At 30.6% G+C, this 16780-nt stretch carries 14 protein-coding genes; 5 read left to right on the top strand and 9 right to left on the bottom strand.

Going from position 1 to position 16780, the window contains the following annotated elements:
• Positions 1-5 precede the first annotated feature (5 nt).
• The 7 genes from MARIT_RS05520 to MARIT_RS05490 form a co-directional block, all read right to left on the bottom strand.
• Complete coding sequence (locus tag MARIT_RS05520) at positions 6-1202, bottom strand: hypothetical protein (protein ID WP_100210997.1); 1197 nt, start codon at positions 1200-1202, stop codon at positions 6-8.
• 522 nt (positions 1203-1724) lie between these two features.
• The gene (locus tag MARIT_RS05515) at positions 1725-2075 is read right to left on the bottom strand and encodes a DUF1493 family protein (RefSeq protein ID WP_024742369.1); all 351 of its coding nucleotides are present in this window, start codon (positions 2073-2075) and stop codon (positions 1725-1727) included.
• A complete protein-coding gene (locus MARIT_RS05510) occupies positions 2065-2592 on the bottom strand; it encodes a hypothetical protein (RefSeq protein ID WP_100210996.1) in 528 nt (175 codons plus the stop codon). Before MARIT_RS05510 ends, MARIT_RS05515 begins: the two co-directional genes overlap by 11 nt.
• A 434-nt stretch (positions 2593-3026) precedes the next feature.
• Positions 3027-4496 (bottom strand): lipopolysaccharide biosynthesis protein, encoded by a 1470-nt coding sequence (locus MARIT_RS05505; RefSeq protein ID WP_100210995.1) that lies wholly within the window; start codon positions 4494-4496, stop codon positions 3027-3029.
• 3 nt (positions 4497-4499) lie between these two features.
• A complete protein-coding gene (locus MARIT_RS05500) occupies positions 4500-5768 on the bottom strand; it encodes a glycosyltransferase family 4 protein (RefSeq protein ID WP_100210994.1) in 1269 nt (422 codons plus the stop codon).
• On the bottom strand, positions 5765-6955 hold the full coding sequence (locus MARIT_RS05495) for a glycosyltransferase family 4 protein (RefSeq protein ID WP_100210993.1): 1191 nt from the start codon (positions 6953-6955) through the stop codon (positions 5765-5767). The genes MARIT_RS05500 and MARIT_RS05495 overlap by 4 nt, the downstream gene beginning before the upstream one ends.
• Positions 6952-7464 carry a methyltransferase domain-containing protein gene (locus MARIT_RS05490; protein ID WP_100210992.1) on the bottom strand — a complete coding sequence of 171 codons (513 nt, stop codon included), beginning with the start codon at positions 7462-7464 and terminating at the stop codon, positions 6952-6954. Before MARIT_RS05490 ends, MARIT_RS05495 begins: the two co-directional genes overlap by 4 nt.
• 260 nt (positions 7465-7724) lie before the next feature.
• Between MARIT_RS05490 and MARIT_RS05485 the strand changes: the two genes are divergently transcribed.
• Entirely contained in the window at positions 7725-9440 is a 1716-nt protein-coding gene (locus MARIT_RS05485) for a helix-turn-helix domain-containing protein (RefSeq protein WP_157926199.1), read from the top strand.
• On the opposite strand, the gene MARIT_RS05480 is transcribed toward MARIT_RS05485, so the two are convergent.
• Positions 9433-11850 carry a YfhO family protein gene (locus MARIT_RS05480; RefSeq protein ID WP_100210990.1) on the bottom strand — a complete coding sequence of 806 codons (2418 nt, stop codon included), beginning with the start codon at positions 11848-11850 and terminating at the stop codon, positions 9433-9435. The genes MARIT_RS05485 and MARIT_RS05480 overlap by 8 nt on opposite strands.
• Before the next feature lie 7 nt (positions 11851-11857).
• Complete coding sequence (locus MARIT_RS05475) at positions 11858-12109, bottom strand: DUF4834 family protein (protein ID WP_024742361.1); 252 nt, start codon at positions 12107-12109, stop codon at positions 11858-11860.
• A gap of 165 nt (positions 12110-12274) precedes the next feature.
• On the opposite strand from MARIT_RS05475, the gene MARIT_RS05470 reads away from it, so the two are divergent.
• The 4 genes from MARIT_RS05470 to MARIT_RS05455 all read left to right on the top strand — a co-directional run bounded on the left by MARIT_RS05470 (position 12275) and on the right by MARIT_RS05455 (position 16748).
• Complete coding sequence (locus MARIT_RS05470; protein ID WP_100210989.1) at positions 12275-13702, top strand: transporter; 1428 nt, start codon at positions 12275-12277, stop codon at positions 13700-13702.
• Between the two features lie 21 nt (positions 13703-13723).
• Positions 13724-14842 (top strand): GTP cyclohydrolase, encoded by a 1119-nt coding sequence (locus tag MARIT_RS05465; RefSeq protein ID WP_100210988.1) that lies wholly within the window; start codon positions 13724-13726, stop codon positions 14840-14842.
• Positions 14842-15549 (top strand): 16S rRNA (uracil(1498)-N(3))-methyltransferase, encoded by a 708-nt coding sequence (locus tag MARIT_RS05460; RefSeq protein WP_100210987.1) that lies wholly within the window; start codon positions 14842-14844, stop codon positions 15547-15549. The genes MARIT_RS05465 and MARIT_RS05460 overlap by 1 nt, the downstream gene beginning before the upstream one ends.
• 236 nt (positions 15550-15785) lie before the next feature.
• The gene (locus tag MARIT_RS05455) at positions 15786-16748 is read left to right on the top strand and encodes a helix-turn-helix domain-containing protein (RefSeq protein WP_162288605.1); all 963 of its coding nucleotides are present in this window, start codon (positions 15786-15788) and stop codon (positions 16746-16748) included.
• The last annotated feature ends 32 nt before the right edge of the window (positions 16749-16780 follow it).

Below are 16780 nucleotides of genomic sequence, written 5' to 3'. Positions count from 1 at the left end.
ATCATTTATTTAGCAACAACAATGGCGTATTCTAATCCGTTAGTAACTTCATAGTGATTTTTAATATCTAATTCTTCTTCATAAAGAGAAATAACTTGGCAAAATATAGTAACGCGCTCGTTAAAATCTATAGGTTTTAAAAAGTTATAGTTTAAGATGAAATTGAATAAGTTATCACTCGTAGCAATGAAGCTATTTTTAAGCTCTTCAAAATTAATTACAATTTCTTCTTCAATAGTATTATCTAAGAAGTCCTCTGAAATACTATCGGCTAGTTCTGCTTTTAAAAGTGTACGGTTTTTATGTTTAGTAGCAACTTTTTTAATGAGTTCGAAAGCCTGATCGTCTTCTCGTAAAAAATCAATTGAAATATGTAAGGGCTCTGTAATTCTTTCTTCAAAAACAACTGGGTTTTTACTTGATAAAACTTGCTTTACATTGGTTTGCGATTCAATTAGAAAATGATCCTTTAAATACTTTAGCTTGCGTAATTTTTCTAAAAATCTACCGTGAATTTTTATTTGATTGAGATAGTCGATAATCTGTTTTTCAATCTCAATTAAATTATGTGAGCATTCGTTAAATTCGGATTTTAAATGTATGATGATCCTATTTAACTCTTCATCTAAAGCTCTATTAAAAAAAGTAAGCTCTTGGTTATTTATTAGATTTAAGGTTTGTGCTATAAGACTTTTTACGGATTCTCTTTTTTTATCAAGATTTTCTAATTTTATTTTTTTAACGTTGTAGTTGGCTTCGTTTTTAAAAGTATTTTCTATATTTCGTCTTAAATCAACAACGCTCTTTAAAGTAATAACACCAATTTTTCGTAGTATTTTTTTTATTTTTCGCAGATAATTATATTTTCTGTTTTCGTTTGTTTCAACTAGAAAGTAACTGATTTCATCTTTAATGTTTTTGATGTTTTCATCAATAAATGACAAGTTGATATCTTCATTAACATCCAATACTTGCTCGAAGAATTCTAAAAATAAATCGTCGAGTTCTAAAACACCAGCATTCTCTCGAATGACTGACCTTTGAATCAGAAAATCGATTTGCTCTTCTTTATAATCAACTAGTGCCAAAGCATCACTCAATTTATAATCGAAAGATTTTCTTTTGGTAAACATTTCAGAAATTAGTTTAGACTCTCTATTTAGAGTTTGTAGTAATTCTTTGATGTCGTTAAAGGTATTCATGACAATTTAGCTTTTATATTTTAAATAAATGCTCTACGTTTTAACTGGCGAAAATCTGAAAACTTATTGGCTTGTTTTTCATAGTTTTCAATTGACCTAATTGATTTCATTATTGAAATCATTTTGGTTGCACTAATATATAGGTTTTAGTGGATGTTAACAAGAAACAACTCTCTAGTTTTTTTATATTAGATTTGGCATTAGTGAAGTCAAATGAACTCTTAGAGAGACTTGATGCTAAGAGTAAAACAGTTATATAAAGAATGTGTAAAAATTTAGTAAGTAAACCCGTTGTGCATTTTAAACTATACTGATTTTAATATTGTTGGTATTTCTATCAAAGATAAATTTGTTTATATATTTGGATTAAATAATAGTTCTAATTTAGGGAAGCTTACAGAATAGTAGCGGACTTTTAACCACTAACTTTTCGGTTAGACATAGACCTTTTTTATATTTACTTACTTTTATTTTAGCGATTAAACCGCTATTATTTTTATACATTGTTAGCATAAGTACTTCTTATTCGTCTTTCATATCTATCCAATATCCTAATTCTATTACTTTTACTAAGTGTTCAATTGTTAGGTCATATAATTTTTGATTATCTTTTCTACCTCTAAACCAATTATATATACCAATAAAGTTAATTAGACTAAAGCCTTCAGAGTCAAAATGCTGTTGCCACTGTCTATTTTTATCGTAATCAATATTAAAATAATCTAAAAACTTCTCTAAAAATTCTATTCCATCATCTCCTCCTATTTTTAAATCTTCTCCAATTTTAGTGTCTAAAGACACTTTTTCTTGATCTACCCAATATTCTGTAGCAATAAAGTTTATTAGTTTTTCTAATGTAGTATTATTTTTCATCTGTAATATGATTAAATACCAGTTGTGTATCATAAAGTATTTTTCCTAAATCATAAGCTAAAACTCCCCAACCAATAATTGGAGTAGCACGGCCAATTATTCGTCCAATGATATTTGTCAATCTAATTCTTAATCCATTTCCTCCTATAATTTTAGGGTAACCAATAACTGTTGGTGCACGGAAAGGTAATTCTCCTGGTATCTTTGATAAATATTTTGATGCTATGGAGGTGCCCTTTATTGAGCCTTTAAATTTTGTTCTTGTAGGTAACATTGGAGCTCCTGAAAGTACACCTATTAAAGCAGCTACATCTAATATTCCAAATTGCTCTGCAATTTCATGAGCTAAAATTGCAATGTATAATTTATATTTAGTATTGTACCATTTACCTTCATATTCCCATAATCCAGATTTAAAAGGCTCAATCCCATTTAAATAAAATTCGTGTCTAAGTTCCTCTCTAAATTGATAAGATTCATAACTTAAACTTGTGGTATCAAATGCTGATTTAATCATTTTTCTTAATAATAGCTAACGTTTTGGCTAAACTGCGTTTTAATGCAGTTTAGGTTTTGTTAGCTGCTTTTTTTTAACAGTTAATTTCTTGTTGTCAATATTCAGTTCAAAAACTTTATCATTTGATTTAAGTATTTCTACATTACCATAATGCAATTGTCTGTGATGATTAGCACAAACGGTAATTAAATTACCTATACATCTTTATTTAGCCTAAAAATAGGTTAAATATTAAAACCTCCAAAAGGGTTTTTAATTTTTTCTAAGCTAGTTGTATTTTGGAGCGACTTCAAAAACTTGTACAGAAAATGAAGGTGAAATCTTGTACAAACTTTTTAAAGCGACTTCAAAAACTTGTACAGATTAACACTGATAATGAATGAGTTCTATTTATATAAAAAGAATGGTGCGTTTTAACAACTGTCTTCCTAGTTTTAGGAGTTGGCTTTATACAGCTTAGCAAATAGCATTGTTAATTCCTTTGAAATGCCAAATTGCATGACCAAAAAGAGGTAGCTTAACACTATTAAAATACTTTTTAATATAATGTTATATATTGGGTGAAAAGAAAAATTCCAAAAATAAAAAGCGCCCAATACCCCTATTATAATTAAAAGCATAGGAACCGTTTTAGTTGTAAAAGGTGTTATGCTAAATTTCTGTTTAACAAACCATAGTTTGAAGCTATTAAAAAAGAACATTGTTAATAAGGTTGCCAATGCAAGTCCGTTGGTGCCTAATTCTAAGTTAAAATAAAATAAACTATTTAACACATAAGCTGATATTGCCATTCCTACACCAATGGGTAATACTACTTTATAAAATTTAGAATTGTTTATGATTGCTCCATTAGTGCCTAAAAACATACTATATAGTTTTACCAAAGAAATCATCAGTACTACTAGCTCACCTCCTGCATATCCTTTTTCGGGCATTAGTTTAAATAATTCATGTACCCCACAATTTACCAAAACAAAAAAAAGTCCTCCTATAACTAATAAGTTTATTGAACTCTGTTTGTATATTTGCTCCATTTCTTTTAGTTTTTCTTGGTTTAATGATATGGAGGTTAAGGGTTGCAGTATTTGCATCATAGCCCTACCAGGAGCCTCTATAAATGACCCTATAAAAACAGCTACCGTATAATAGGCCGCTTTGTGTATGCTTTCTTTTCCTGGAATCATTACCTTGTCTATGTCTAATAAAAGGGCTCCTGCACTTCCTGCAATAACAATATAGGGCAGGTATTTTATTATTTCTAAATAATTGTCAGGCAGATTGGCACTAAACCTTGGAAGGTATATGGAAAATGCATAACCCATCATAATAAGTGTTCTTAATGCATAAGCAGCTGTTAGCGCATATATAAATTCAGAAGGACTTATCATCTTGAAACCTACTACCACTAACAAGAGTGTAATTATTATTCGGTTCCAGAGTTCTTTTAACAAATTACCAAATACGGTTTGCAAATGTACTTTTGCCCAACCATAAAAAAACTCAAAATATGCACAGCAAACCGCTATAAAGTATATGTAGTGGGTATAATTTTCTATATTTTCATTGTCTTTTGCTATCTTACTCATGATCCAATAATGCATATGGTTCCAAAAGGCTCCAATAACAAAAGCAAATAGTAAGGGAATAACGATGCTTATTGAAAGGAAACGGTCTTTTTGCTCTTTGGTATTGTATGTTGAAAAGAATTTTACGATGCTATGTTGTACCCCAAAAGCTATAAAAGGCATGATGAGGTTAGATGCGGATAGCAACACCACTATCATTCCATAATACTCAGCTCCTAAAAATTGTGGATAAAATACAAGTGTATTGATACCTCCAATTAAAAAGGCGGTATAAATGACCAATGTATTTTTTAAAGATTGTTTTAATATAATGCCCAATTTTTATTTGGTTTTTAGTAGTACTGATAGTTCTGCTGTTAGTGCTTTTCGGTGGTATTGCGCTATATTTTGCGGGGTTACCTTTAGTTGATTTGTTTTGTATTTTTTATATAATCTTTTAATTTCTTTGGTGAGCCCTTCACGATCATCAAAAGCTACTAAAACACCTGTTTGTGTTTCTTTTAAAATTGCTGCTGCATCACCTTGTTTAGCCCCTATTCCTAAAATAGGACGTTTTGAAGTAATGTATTCAAAGAGTTTTCCTGTTAAAATTCCTGCTGATTTTTTGGTATTAGGAATTAGCAATAAAAGTACTTGCGCTTTTTTTTGTTGCCTAATAGCTTCTTGATGTGGTACTGAGGTTTTCAGCTTCGTTTTTGTTATGAGTTGGTACCTTGTTAAATCTTGCAAGGTAGTTGGATTCACATTGCCTGTTAAACGAATTTCTAAGTCTTTTTCAAAATCTTTATTTTCTTCTGCAATACTTTTTAAAACTTCCCATAATATTTGCGGATTACTTTGAGTTGGTAAGAGCCCTATGTGCGCTAATGAAAATTTAGAATCTAAAGAAAGAACTTCGTTTATAAGTACCTCGTCATCATATCCATTGGGTATTAATGCTACTTTTTGAGCTGTTTCTTCCAACTCTTTTTGTAGTTGCTTACTTACTGTTATAACGGTATCTGCTTCTTTTAATACAGACTTTTCTAAAGCCTTATTTTTCTTTTTTGCAAAACTACTTAAATTAAAATCTTCATTGTAATACAAGCTCGTCCATGGATCTCTAAAATCAGCAATCCACTTCAGTCCTAAGTTTCTTTTTAATTGCTGTGCTATTAGATGCATACTATGTGGAGGCCCTGTTGAAATAATAGCATCTATTGTATTATTTTCTATATAATTGGTAAGATACTTTACTGCGGGCTTGATCCAATATTTTTTTGCATCTGGTATGAAAAAATTTCCTCTTACCCATGATAAGAATCCGCCTTTACTTAAATTGGCAACCCCCGCTTGCTTTGTTTTTTTATGCTTGGGTGTAAAAAAGCTTACATAATCTTGAGGGTTGGTTATGGGCAATTGTAATACCGTTATATTCTTAGGTAATTCTTTTAATAAAGAGGCATCTGTTATTGGGTATTTTGCATTGGCTGGTGTAAAAACAACAGGAGTTATTCCATAGTTTTGTAAATATTTCACAAATTTCAACCATCGTTGTACCCCGCTGCCTCCTGCTGGTGGCCAATAATATGTTATAATTAGTACTTTCAATTTACTAAGTTGTCATATAAATTAATGAGTGCTTCTGAAGTTTTGCTCCAAGTAAAATGGTTCCTTACAAACTGCTTGCCATTATTACCAAATACTTGCATGGCTTCTTTATTATCATATAAAGTGCGTAATTTATTTGAAAAATCTTCTACATCTCTATCAAGATGAACCAATCCTCCTTGTATTTTTTCTACCAATGTTTTTTGAGCAGTCGCATTGCTTACTAACAAAGGTTTTCCAAAACTCATATATTGAAAGAGCTTATTTGCATAAGCTACATCATGTTGTATGTTTCTATGTAATGGTGATATGCATACATCACTCGCTTTGATATAAGATGGAAATAATGATACATTTTGCCAACCTTCAAAATCTACAAACGCTGTTATACCTAAGTCTTTTACCTGTTTTTTTAAAATATAATCGGTGGTATTTTTTCCTACAATAACTAATTTTATATTGGGTATTTGAATGTGTAATCTTTTAACAGATTCAATTGCAGTTTGTAATCCTCTTCTTAAATGCGTATCTCCTAAATATAATATCACAAAGTTATTTTGATATCTTTTTGCTAGTTCTTCCTTAAAAATGGCATTCTCATAAAACGAAGCTCTTATGGTATTAGGAACCAATACTACTTTTTCTCTACCAACAATGCCCCTACCTATTAATTCCTCTATAAACTCTTGAGATACTGTAATTACTTTACTTGCTTTTTGAATAAATACTTCCTCTTTCTTCTTCCATTTTTGAGGAGAAATAATGTACTTTCCTGGAAATTTTTGCAAATGCGGATAAAACTTCATCACTTCTGGCATATTATCATGTAAATCTAATACCGTAGGAAGTTGAAACTTTTGATTTGCTTGAAATGCCGCCCCTGCTATTCTTATATCATGTATGTGTATTGCCTCAATACGATTTTTTTTGATGAAGTGAACGATCTTCTTCTTCATTAAAAAAGTATATACAGGAATGGTATATGCTAATGCTGATAGTTTGTATATTAATGTATTACTAGGATATCTTCGTACTTTTATTCCATTAATTTCTTTTGCTTGCTTTCCAGCATGGTAATGCAAACAAAACAAAAACACTTCGTGCCCTTTTTTTATAAGTGCTATTGCTTCATTTTCTACCCTCGGATCGGGTGGAAAAACGCTATCTAAAAGCATTCCTATTCTCATCCTCTTTCTGCATAAACGGCGTAATACCTTGGAACAAATTTTCTTAACAAAGGTCTGAATCCTATTTTATTTATAGGACTCGTCCACTTTTCTGTATGGAGCGTCTTCCATCCTCCTTTTTCCAATAACCAATCAAATTGCCAATCTTCAAATTCATGATAATGCCTATCCCACATATCTGTATTACTTCTATATGCTTTTGCAAACCACAAGTTTAAAGGAATGGTTGCTATCAGTTTAGTAGCTTCTATTTCTTTTAATACATGAAGTGGTGCTAGCATATGTTCAAATATTTCAAAGGCAGTTACGGCATCCACTTTATGTTTTTTTACGACTTCAGGCAATTCGTCTAAATCTTCTCCTGCTGTATTATATACGGTATATCCATGTGCTTCCATAATTTCACTAAAGGCATTTCTCGTACCTAAATCTAAAATTGTTGCGGGGGCTGGTAATACCTTTTGTAGGAGCGCTATGGTGTGTTGGTATCTTCTGTTATGAAAGCTCATTTTTGGTTGTATTTATTTGTAAAAACAAATGTATGTATATTTAAGGTAATCTATGCCAAAGTGTGAATAACATAATTGAAGTAACTTACTTTTTTTGTTTTTATTTTGATGATGTATGCTGCGTTTTCTTTGTTATGGGCTTTCTTATGGCTATTTTTTTCTTTTTTTAAGTGGGTACTATGTTAAAAAAAAGAGTTCCGTTGTTTTATAAATTCCATGGTGTATATTTGTCGTCGTATCCCCTTCTCCTGAAAATTATAATGAATAGTTCATTTTTAATGGTTAAGAAATTCCTCCCGACTCTTTTATTTTTTATTGGTAGTTGCTACCAATTAATTGCTCAAACTAACGATACAGATACTTTTTATGCTAAAAAAATGGCCTTTTATAGAGATGTTAATAATGATAGTTTGTATTTCTATGCTAGTAAATTAGCAAAAAGTACTGATGTGTGCTTCAGTATTAATGCTGTTTCTGAAATTAGCTATTTTTATTATAAAAAAAAGGAATATGCAAAATCGAAGGAGGTTTGCTTAAGATTGCTGAATCGATTGCATACATTGATTGCTACTAAAAAAAATATTTCTTGCTTAATTGATACGAAGATATTATGCTTTAACAGATTGTTTTGGATACATAAAAACTTAGAAAACTTTAAAGAAGCTTACCAATGCCTTATTAACTGCGAAGAGGCGATCAGAGAACACCCTACAAAGAGCGTTCAAAATTTTCGTGATAATTTAGGTATCATTATCAATAAGGCCGCTATAAAAAATAAACTAGGCATGCATGAGGAGGCCAAATCAATTTTAATAAATGCTTATGCTACAACAAGTCGTTCAGGACTAATCAATACTAAAAAAGATGAAACAGTTATACGATGGAAAGCAAACCTTTTTAATTCTTTAGGGGATACTTATTTAGCACTTAACGAAAAAACTCCAAATGCTGTATATTTAGATTCTGCTAATTATTATTTTGATAAATCATTTGCTGCTACAAAAGAGTTTACTCCTATTCATAAAGATTCTGAAATTATTTACCATTTTAGAAAAACAAATGTACTGGTAGCAAAAAAAGAGTATCAAAAAGCTATTGATTTGATTAATTCTTTTTCTAGTATTAGCAATGGGTATGATTATCATCGTTATGAAGCCTTTCAAAAAACCATTTGCTTTTTTCATTTGAATCAAGCTGATTCTACCATTCAGTACGCCAATGCATTTTTGAATGATAAAACAGCAAAATCTACCCATAGTAATTTAATTAGGGTGTATGATATTTTGTCTAACCAATACCATAAGCTTCGTAAAATTGACAGCGCTTTTAAATACTCAAAACTTACTTTAAATGAGTTTAATGTTACCGAACATAGCAAAGAAGAAACGTACCCTTTATTGTATAAGAATAATTTTGAAAGAGCAAGGGCCTTGAACGAGCTAATTGTTGATAAGAATACTAAGAGTAAGTATAAGATATTTTATTTTTTTGGGATTTTTATTGGGATTTCTGGTGTTCTTCTTTTCGTTTTCTTCAAAAAGGAAAAAAAAGAAAAGGAAGTACTTGTACGTAAAATAAATAACAAACCCAATGAAGAAAAGGTTGCTAAAAAAGAATATAATATTGATAAGGCTCTGGAGGAAGAGGTATTGGCTGAAATTGAACGAATAGATACTTCTTTTGAGTTTTTAGCTCCTACTTTTTCTATTAATGTAATTGCTGATAAGCTACAAACAAACTCTACGTATGTTTCTTTTATTTTCAATAAGAACAAAGAAATGTCTTTTAAGCAATATTATGCAAAGCTTAAAATTGACTATATTGTTAAAAAATTGGAAACAGATGCTACTTATAGAAAGTATGCCATTCAGGCACTGGCGGAAGAAGTTGGTTATACAAATGCTTCTGCTTTTACAAGAGCTTTTAAAAAGCAAAAGGGAAGTACCCCTTCTGCTTTTTTAAATAGTCTTAAGTAGTTTTCTTCTTTCTGACGAAATACCAACCTATAGGTATTATAAAGAGTAACGCATAAGATAGTAATGTAATGGTATTTCCTTCTTTTATAATGGTGGGTTCAAATGTAAACCTAATGGTATGATTTCCTTTAGGAATAACTAATCCTCTAAGTACATAATTTACATTATAGTAAGGAGTTTCCTTTCCATCAATATATGCTTTCCAACCATCTTTGTAATATATTTCTGAAAAAACAGCAAATTGCTCTTCTTTGGATACGGATTTATATACCAGTTCATTAATGGAGTATTTTTCTAATACTATGGTAGCAGTTGTATCTATCGTTCTAGGAAACTCAACGTTTTCTTTACTTAAATTTTTATTATAAACAGCTTCTTTTTTAGTGTTTATACTACTCAATGCCTTTATTTCTTCATCTGCTGAGTTTACTATAATCACCTTTTCTACAAACCATGCGTTTCCGTTGGCTGCTGGATTTTCTTGTACTTTTTCCTCTCCTACTATCAGGTATTTAGTATTGAGCATATTTAGTACTTCTCTATTATTTTTAGCTATCTGATAATCAAAAAGCTCTTGATAGCGTCGCATCTTTGCTGCATGATACCCCCCTATTGATTTATGAAAGTATGAGGTGCTTCCATCCATCATAGGATTGGTGGTAAAGTTACCTACTCGGTAATACGTTTTATCTTTTAAAATTTGTTGATCTGCTTTGGACGCTGTAAATGGCTTTTGTACTTTCCTTATTGTAGTAAAGTCTTCTTCATTTACGTACCTTTTATCTACAGATACAAGATCTACTATTATTAAAACTCCTAAAATCAGGAATACAGGAATTTGTTTTATTTTCCCTTTTAGAAAAAACCATAATGTTCCTACTGAAATGGCTACTAGTAATAAAGATCGTACACTGTCATCAAATAGCATTGATTTTCTGTCTGCCATTATTGCATCTAATAGTCCATTTAAACCATATTCCTTTTCCATAGATAAATATTGCCCATCTCTAAGCCCTTCAAATGGAAATAGACTGGTTCCGAAAAGCGCAAAAAAGAGAGCGATTCCTCCTGATATATACGCTGCTTTTTTTAAAGCGCCTTCCTTTTCTTTTAAAGAGACTTCTGATGATAAAAACTTTTTTAGGGCTAATATTCCTAATAATGGAATGCACAATTCTGCAATAACCTGAATGGAAGAAACTGCTCTGAACTTATTGTACAATGGAAAATAATCAATAAATAAATTGGTTAGTATTGAAAAATTTTTACCCCAACTCATTATAATTGAAAATATCGTTGCAGCAACTAACCAATGTTTTATTTTTCCTTGAATTAAAAAGATACCTAAAAAGAAAAGAAAACACACGATAGCTCCTATGTAAGCAGGTGCCTCTACAATGGGTTGAGTTCCCCAATAGGTAAATGCCTGATCTGTAATATACTTGGCTTGCCCCACTCCTACCTTTGGAGCTAAAAATTGATGCGTTTCTGAATTTTCTTCTAATTTTTCTATGGTACCTCCCCCCATAAAACGAGGAATAAATAGGTTAAAGGTTTCTGCGATTCCATAACTGTATTCAGTAATGTATTCATTGGAAAGCCCTGTGCTTTTCTTTTTCGGACTTCCATCAGGGGTAATCGTTAGCTCTGAGCTACTTCTTGTACTATAGTCAGCATACTCCTTCATTGATAATAAGCGAGTAGCATTTAGTCCCAACCCTAATACCAATGCTGTCAAGATAATTGCTGCTTGTTGTATAAAAACAGCTTGCTTTTTAACTTTTATAGCCTCTATTAATTCAACAATACCTAATATTAAAAGGATAAAACCTAAATAATAAGTCATTTGCGGGTGGTTCGTATTTATTTCTAAGCCCATAGCAATTCCTGTTACTAAAAAGCCTAACAAATAACGCTTTTGAAAAACTAATAAAACCCCTGCTATAACTACTGGCATATAAGCTATTGCATGTGCTTTAGCGTTATGACCTGCTCCAAATATAATAATGAGATAGGTAGATAACCCAAAAGATAATGCTCCTATAATGGCAAGCTTCCAATCAACTTTCAATACTATTAGTAAAATAAAAAAACCTATAAAATATAAAAACAAATAGTCTGCTGGTCTTGGTAAAAAGCGTAGCGCTTTGTCAACATACTTTATAAAATCATTCGGATAATAAGCGCTTACTTGGTATGAAGGCATACCGCTAAAGGCACTTCCTATCCAATAAGGTTCTTTGTTATTTTTAGCTCTATAATCGTTAAGCTCTTTAGACATTCCTATAAACTGGGTAATGTCTCCTTGCTTAATTCCTTTCCCACTAAGTACTGGTTTGAAATATATTAATGATGCTATTGCAAAAATAGCTACTGCTATGATGTATGGTATAAATTTATTTAATTTCATAGTTTTTTTAGTCTATTTCTTCAAAATCAATATATTCTCCTACGGAGTTATTACTTCCTTTATTACTTTTTGGTTTCTTATCTATTACAGTTTCTCCTTCTTTAGTAATATTTGCTTCTTGCTGCCCAAATTGAGCATTGGCTTTTTCTTGCATTTTACTCACCATCCTTTTCATTAAATAAGGTCCAAATAACTTCATTAAATATTTAAATGCGTAGTATATTAAAATAATAAAGAATATTGTTCGTAAAAAATTCATAGGTCCCGCTTCGTTTATAATTATCATAAATAAATAAAGTTCATAAAAAATAATCAAAAATAACAATTTGAAGTAAATGGTTGCGTTAAGAGTTTATAAAACTTATATGAGTATTCATATTTTTACAGTATGTTTGTATAATTGCTAAAAAATTGATTTTAAAGCATGGCTAAAAAACTTTTTTTATTATTTATTCTTCTTTCTCCATTATTGGTAAATGCGCAATATACTACTGTTATAAACTCTAATCGCCCTGGGGTTTCAGAAAGCCCATATAGTGTTGGATCGGGAATTTACCAATTTGAAACTAGTTTATTTTTTAGAAAGGCTAACAGCACACCTCTTTTTAGCAATCCGAAAGCTTTAGGACTTAATTTACTTTTTAGAACGAGCTTTCTTAGTGAGCGACTTGAATTCAATTTAAATACTACTTTTGAAAAAGATAATATTGCTTTTAGAAATGTTGTTGAATCTTTTTCTTTTAATAAAACAGGATTTAGTAGGTTTACTTTAGGTGCTAAATATTTGATCTATACTCCTACTTATACAGATAAATCTAAAGAAATAAGAAGCTGGAAAGCTAAGCATTCTTTTGATTGGAAGCGTTGGATTCCTCATATTGGAATTTATGCGGGGGCTAATTTCGGAAGCTTTTTAACAGATTATCATAATGAAGGAGGAATTACTCCTAGAGTTGGCCTGCTTTTACAAAACGAATTTTCACATAAGCTTTATATGATTACCAATGTGTTTTATAATAATATTGGTAGTGATTTTACTGAGTTTTCTTATGTGCTTTCTGGAACCTATAATTATAATGATTATTGGTCTGCTTTTGCTGAAATTCAACAAATTTTTAAAAAGTATGAGATCCATAATAGAATTGGTGCTGGAGTTGCGTATTTGTACAATCAAAATCTGCAAATAAATGCTTCTGTAAGAGGAGATTATTTAAAAGAGAATATTGGGTACTATGCCAGTATTGGTGTTTCTTATAGAATTAACAAACACGTGGATAAGTTTATAGAAATAGATAAACTTGGCAACAAAATTGAAGAAAATAAGCCTACTAAGTATAAAGAAAATAAGAATTTCTTTGGGCGATTATTGCATAAAATTGGTTCCATTTTTAAAGGGAAACCTAAAAATAAGGTGCCTTTAGATATTACCCCGAATGAAGAAGGTGCTGAAAAGGCACAAGGGAACACTAAAAGAAAAAGACAAAAATCATTGGTAGATGGTATTATTAAAGATGATAAGAAGGCTAAGAAGAAAACTATTAAAGAAAATGAAAAAGCTTTAAGAAAAGCAAAAAAAGCAAAAAGAAAGGCAGAAAAGAAGGCTTTAAAAAAGGCTGAAAAAGAAAAAAGAAAAGCAGAGAAAGAGTTACGTAAACTTGAAAAGAAACTTAAAAAAGAACAAGAAGCATTGGAAGGGGAAGCGCTAGAAAAAAAGTTTAATGACGAAAAAAAGAAAAAAGAAGAAGCTGAAAAGCTTGAAAAAGAAATAAAAGAACTTGAAGAGGAACTTAAAAAAGAGGAGGAACTCGAAAAAAAAGAAAAGGAAAAAGAGCAGGAGAATGAAAAAGAATAAACAATGACTTACATTTGCTGTATGATTCAGCTAAAAAAAATAACTTCAAAAAAGGAAATGAAACAATTTGTTACATTTCCTTTTTCACTTTATAAAAATAACAAATACTGGGTACCTCCTATTATTAAAGAGGAACTCGAAAACTTTGACCAAACTAAAAACCCTGTTTTTGAACATGTTAACGCTTCCTTTTTTATTGCTTTAAAAAATAATACAATTGTGGGACGCATTGCCATCATCATCAATCATTATGAAGTAGTGCAACAAGGCCTAAAAAAAGTACGTTTTGGTTGGTTTGATGTTATTGATGATCTTGAGGTTTCTAAAGCACTTATTAACAAAGTTAAAGAAATAGGGCTAGAAAATGGTTTGGAATATATGGAAGGCCCTATTGGATTTAACAATTTAGATAAAACCGGCGTTTTAATAGAAGGGTTTGATCATATTGGTACCATGATTACATGGTACAACCACCCTTATTATAAAGATCATTTAGAAGCCCTTGGCTTCCAGAAGGAAAAGGAATATTTAGAAAACAAGTTTGAGTTTAAAAATGTAAATGCTGCTTACTATGCTAGAATAGCCAACATTATTAAGAAAAGATACCAATTAAAAGCTCTTAATTTTTCTGCTACTAAAGATATTATGCCTTATGTTGATGAAATGTTTGAGGTATTTAGTGAGTCGTATTCAAAACTTTCTACTTTTGTTCCTATTTCAGATGCGCAGATACAATATTTCAAAAAAAAGTACATCAGCTTCATCAATCCTGAATATATTAAATTTGTACTAGACCAAAATCATAAAATTGCTGCCTTTGCCATTGTCATGCCTTCCTTTTCTGAGGCTTTGCAAAAAGCCAAAGGAAAACTCTTTCCTTTTGGTTTGTTTCACCTGTTAAAAGCAAGAAAAAATGCTAAAGATGTTACTTTTTATTTAATTGGTGTGCATCCTGATTACCAAAACAAAGGCGTTACGGCTATCATATTTGATGAATACGCAAAAACTTTTGCTCCAAAAGGTATTCAAACCTGTATCAGAACACCTGAACTAGAAGATAATGAAGCCATTAATAAGCTCTGGAAAGATTTCAACCCTATAACACATAAAAGAAGAAGAACTTATACACTAAAATTATAATGCAACTTTTTTACAATCCTCAAATTTTAAAAGACACTAAGCTAATTACCTTTAGTAAAGATGAAAGCAGACATATTGTTAGAGTCTTAAGAAAAAAAGAGCAAGATACGCTACATATTACTAATGGTAAAGGGTACTTGTTTACCGCTAAAATTACTATTGCTAGTGATAAAAAATGTATTGCTGCTATTGTCAAAACAGAGCAAAAAGAAAAGCACTGGAATTATTATTTACACGTTGCTATTGCTCCTACCAAAAATAACGATCGCCTTGAATGGTTTTTAGAAAAGGCTACTGAAATTGGCATTGATGAAATTACGCCTATCATATGCCAAAACTCTGAACGAAAAATAGTTAAAATGGAGCGATTAGAAAAAATCATCCATGCAGCCGCAAAACAGTCACTAAAATACACAATACCTATATTAAACCCACCTCTAAAATTTACTGACTTCATACAACAAGATTTTGATGAAAAGGTATGTATTGCTCATTGTGGAGAGGGAAATAAAACATTGTTGAAAAATATAGTTACTCCCACTGAGAAGCTTACTATTTTTATTGGCCCTGAAGGTGATTTTTCTTCAGAAGAAATACAACAATCTATTGAAAAAGGATTCCTAGCCATTTCTTTAGGAAAAAGCCGTTTAAGAACTGAAACCGCTGGTCTAATGGCTGTGCAAAACATAGCTTTCATTAATCAATAAAATATTTCGTATTTTTACCTCCCTAACAAACTTATTTACAATTGAATACTACTGATTTATTTAATCTTTTCCTATTAGTAAGTGCTATACATGGCTTTGTTTTTTCTTTTATCCTTTTTTGTTCTAAAAATGGGAAAGATAGAAGTATGCTATTTCTTAACTTACTAATACTCTCTATTTCTCTAAACAACATACAATCTTGGGCACTAGCAGAGCATTTATTTCAACATAAATTTATGCTCGATTATATACAAGTTCCTTGGCATTTTTTAGTAGCTCCTTTCTTTTATATGTTTTTAATTCATTATTTAGACATTGCTGAAAGATCTTTTAATATTTTAACGTATATAGCTCCCATTTTTATTTTAACAATTGCATCGCAAATTACTTTTGTTTTTTATTTCAATGATAAAGCAACCAACACTGAACTTGATTTTTTATATGAAAAATACACTTCTTTTGAAGAAATTTTCAGCCTCTTAGTTTCTATTGGCATTTTTAGTTTTTCTTTTTATACACTTTATAAAAAAGAAAAACTTTTTCCTAAGATATTAGCCTTTGATGACTTGCAATGGATTTATAGTTTCTTTAAAATAGGTTTTATAATGTACCTGCTTTGGATAACTGCTTTGGTCATAAAAGTTAATTTAAATTTTAGTGGTTTTTTATTTTCTTATTATCCTCTTCGTATTGCAACCACCATTTTAACTTATTGGCTAGGCTATCAAGGTTTTGTTCAGCTAAGAATTTTAAAAGAGCGAGAGCAAATTAGAAACTCATTGCCTTTTTTAGCCACGAATAGTAATGTTGTTTATGATACTATTGATGTAAGTGATACGATTAGTGAAGAAGCAGAAAAACAGCACGATCAGTTCCAAAAAATCGACCTTTTTATAAAAAGCAAGAAGAAATTTCTGCTTCCAAAGTACACTTTACAAAATTTATCAAAAGATTTAAACCTTAGCCCTAGTACCTTATCTTCTATTATAAATAACAATGCTAACAAGAGTTTTGTGGACTATATTAATCAAATGAGAGTGAATCAAGCGAAGGAATTATTAACTTCTTCAAAATATGAACAATACACTGTTACTTCAATAGGGTTAGAGTCTGGGTTTAACTCCAAATCTTCTTTTTATGCGGTATTCAAAAAACATATGAATTGTACCCCTGAACGATACAAAAACTTGCATATTTAGTAAAATACTTTTCTGAAAGTAGTCCGAAAACG

Source organism: Tenacibaculum maritimum NCIMB 2154, assembly GCF_900119795.1.
In the GTDB taxonomy this organism is placed as follows: Bacteria; Bacteroidota; Bacteroidia; order Flavobacteriales; family Flavobacteriaceae; genus Polaribacter; species Polaribacter maritimus.
Note: the sequence above shows the minus strand (reverse complement) of the source record. Positions and strands in the feature narration are given on the sequence as shown.

What these genes read in the sequence shown, in the direction of transcription:
- MARIT_RS05510 (WP_100210996.1), bottom strand. Translation starts at nt 2,592, where the DNA reads ATGATTAAATCAGCATTTGATACCACAAGTTTAAGTTATGAATCTTAT.
- MARIT_RS05495 (WP_100210993.1), bottom strand. Translation starts at nt 6,955, where the DNA reads ATGAGAATAGGAATGCTTTTAGATAGCGTTTTTCCACCCGATCCGAGG.
- MARIT_RS05515 (WP_024742369.1), bottom strand. Translation starts at nt 2,075, where the DNA reads ATGAAAAATAATACTACATTAGAAAAACTAATAAACTTTATTGCTACA.
- MARIT_RS05475 (WP_024742361.1), bottom strand. Translation starts at nt 12,109, where the DNA reads ATGAATTTTTTACGAACAATATTCTTTATTATTTTAATATACTACGCA.
- MARIT_RS05455 (WP_162288605.1), top strand. Translation starts at nt 15,786, where the DNA reads ATGCTCGATTATATACAAGTTCCTTGGCATTTTTTAGTAGCTCCTTTC.
- MARIT_RS05490 (WP_100210992.1), bottom strand. Translation starts at nt 7,464, where the DNA reads ATGAGCTTTCATAACAGAAGATACCAACACACCATAGCGCTCCTACAA.
- MARIT_RS05485 (WP_157926199.1), top strand. Translation starts at nt 7,725, where the DNA reads ATGAATAGTTCATTTTTAATGGTTAAGAAATTCCTCCCGACTCTTTTA.
- MARIT_RS05460 (WP_100210987.1), top strand. Translation starts at nt 14,842, where the DNA reads ATGCAACTTTTTTACAATCCTCAAATTTTAAAAGACACTAAGCTAATT.
- MARIT_RS05470 (WP_100210989.1), top strand. Translation starts at nt 12,275, where the DNA reads ATGGCTAAAAAACTTTTTTTATTATTTATTCTTCTTTCTCCATTATTG.
- MARIT_RS05465 (WP_100210988.1), top strand. Translation starts at nt 13,724, where the DNA reads ATGATTCAGCTAAAAAAAATAACTTCAAAAAAGGAAATGAAACAATTT.
- MARIT_RS05520 (WP_100210997.1), bottom strand. Translation starts at nt 1,202, where the DNA reads ATGAATACCTTTAACGACATCAAAGAATTACTACAAACTCTAAATAGA.
- MARIT_RS05480 (WP_100210990.1), bottom strand. Translation starts at nt 11,850, where the DNA reads ATGAAATTAAATAAATTTATACCATACATCATAGCAGTAGCTATTTTT.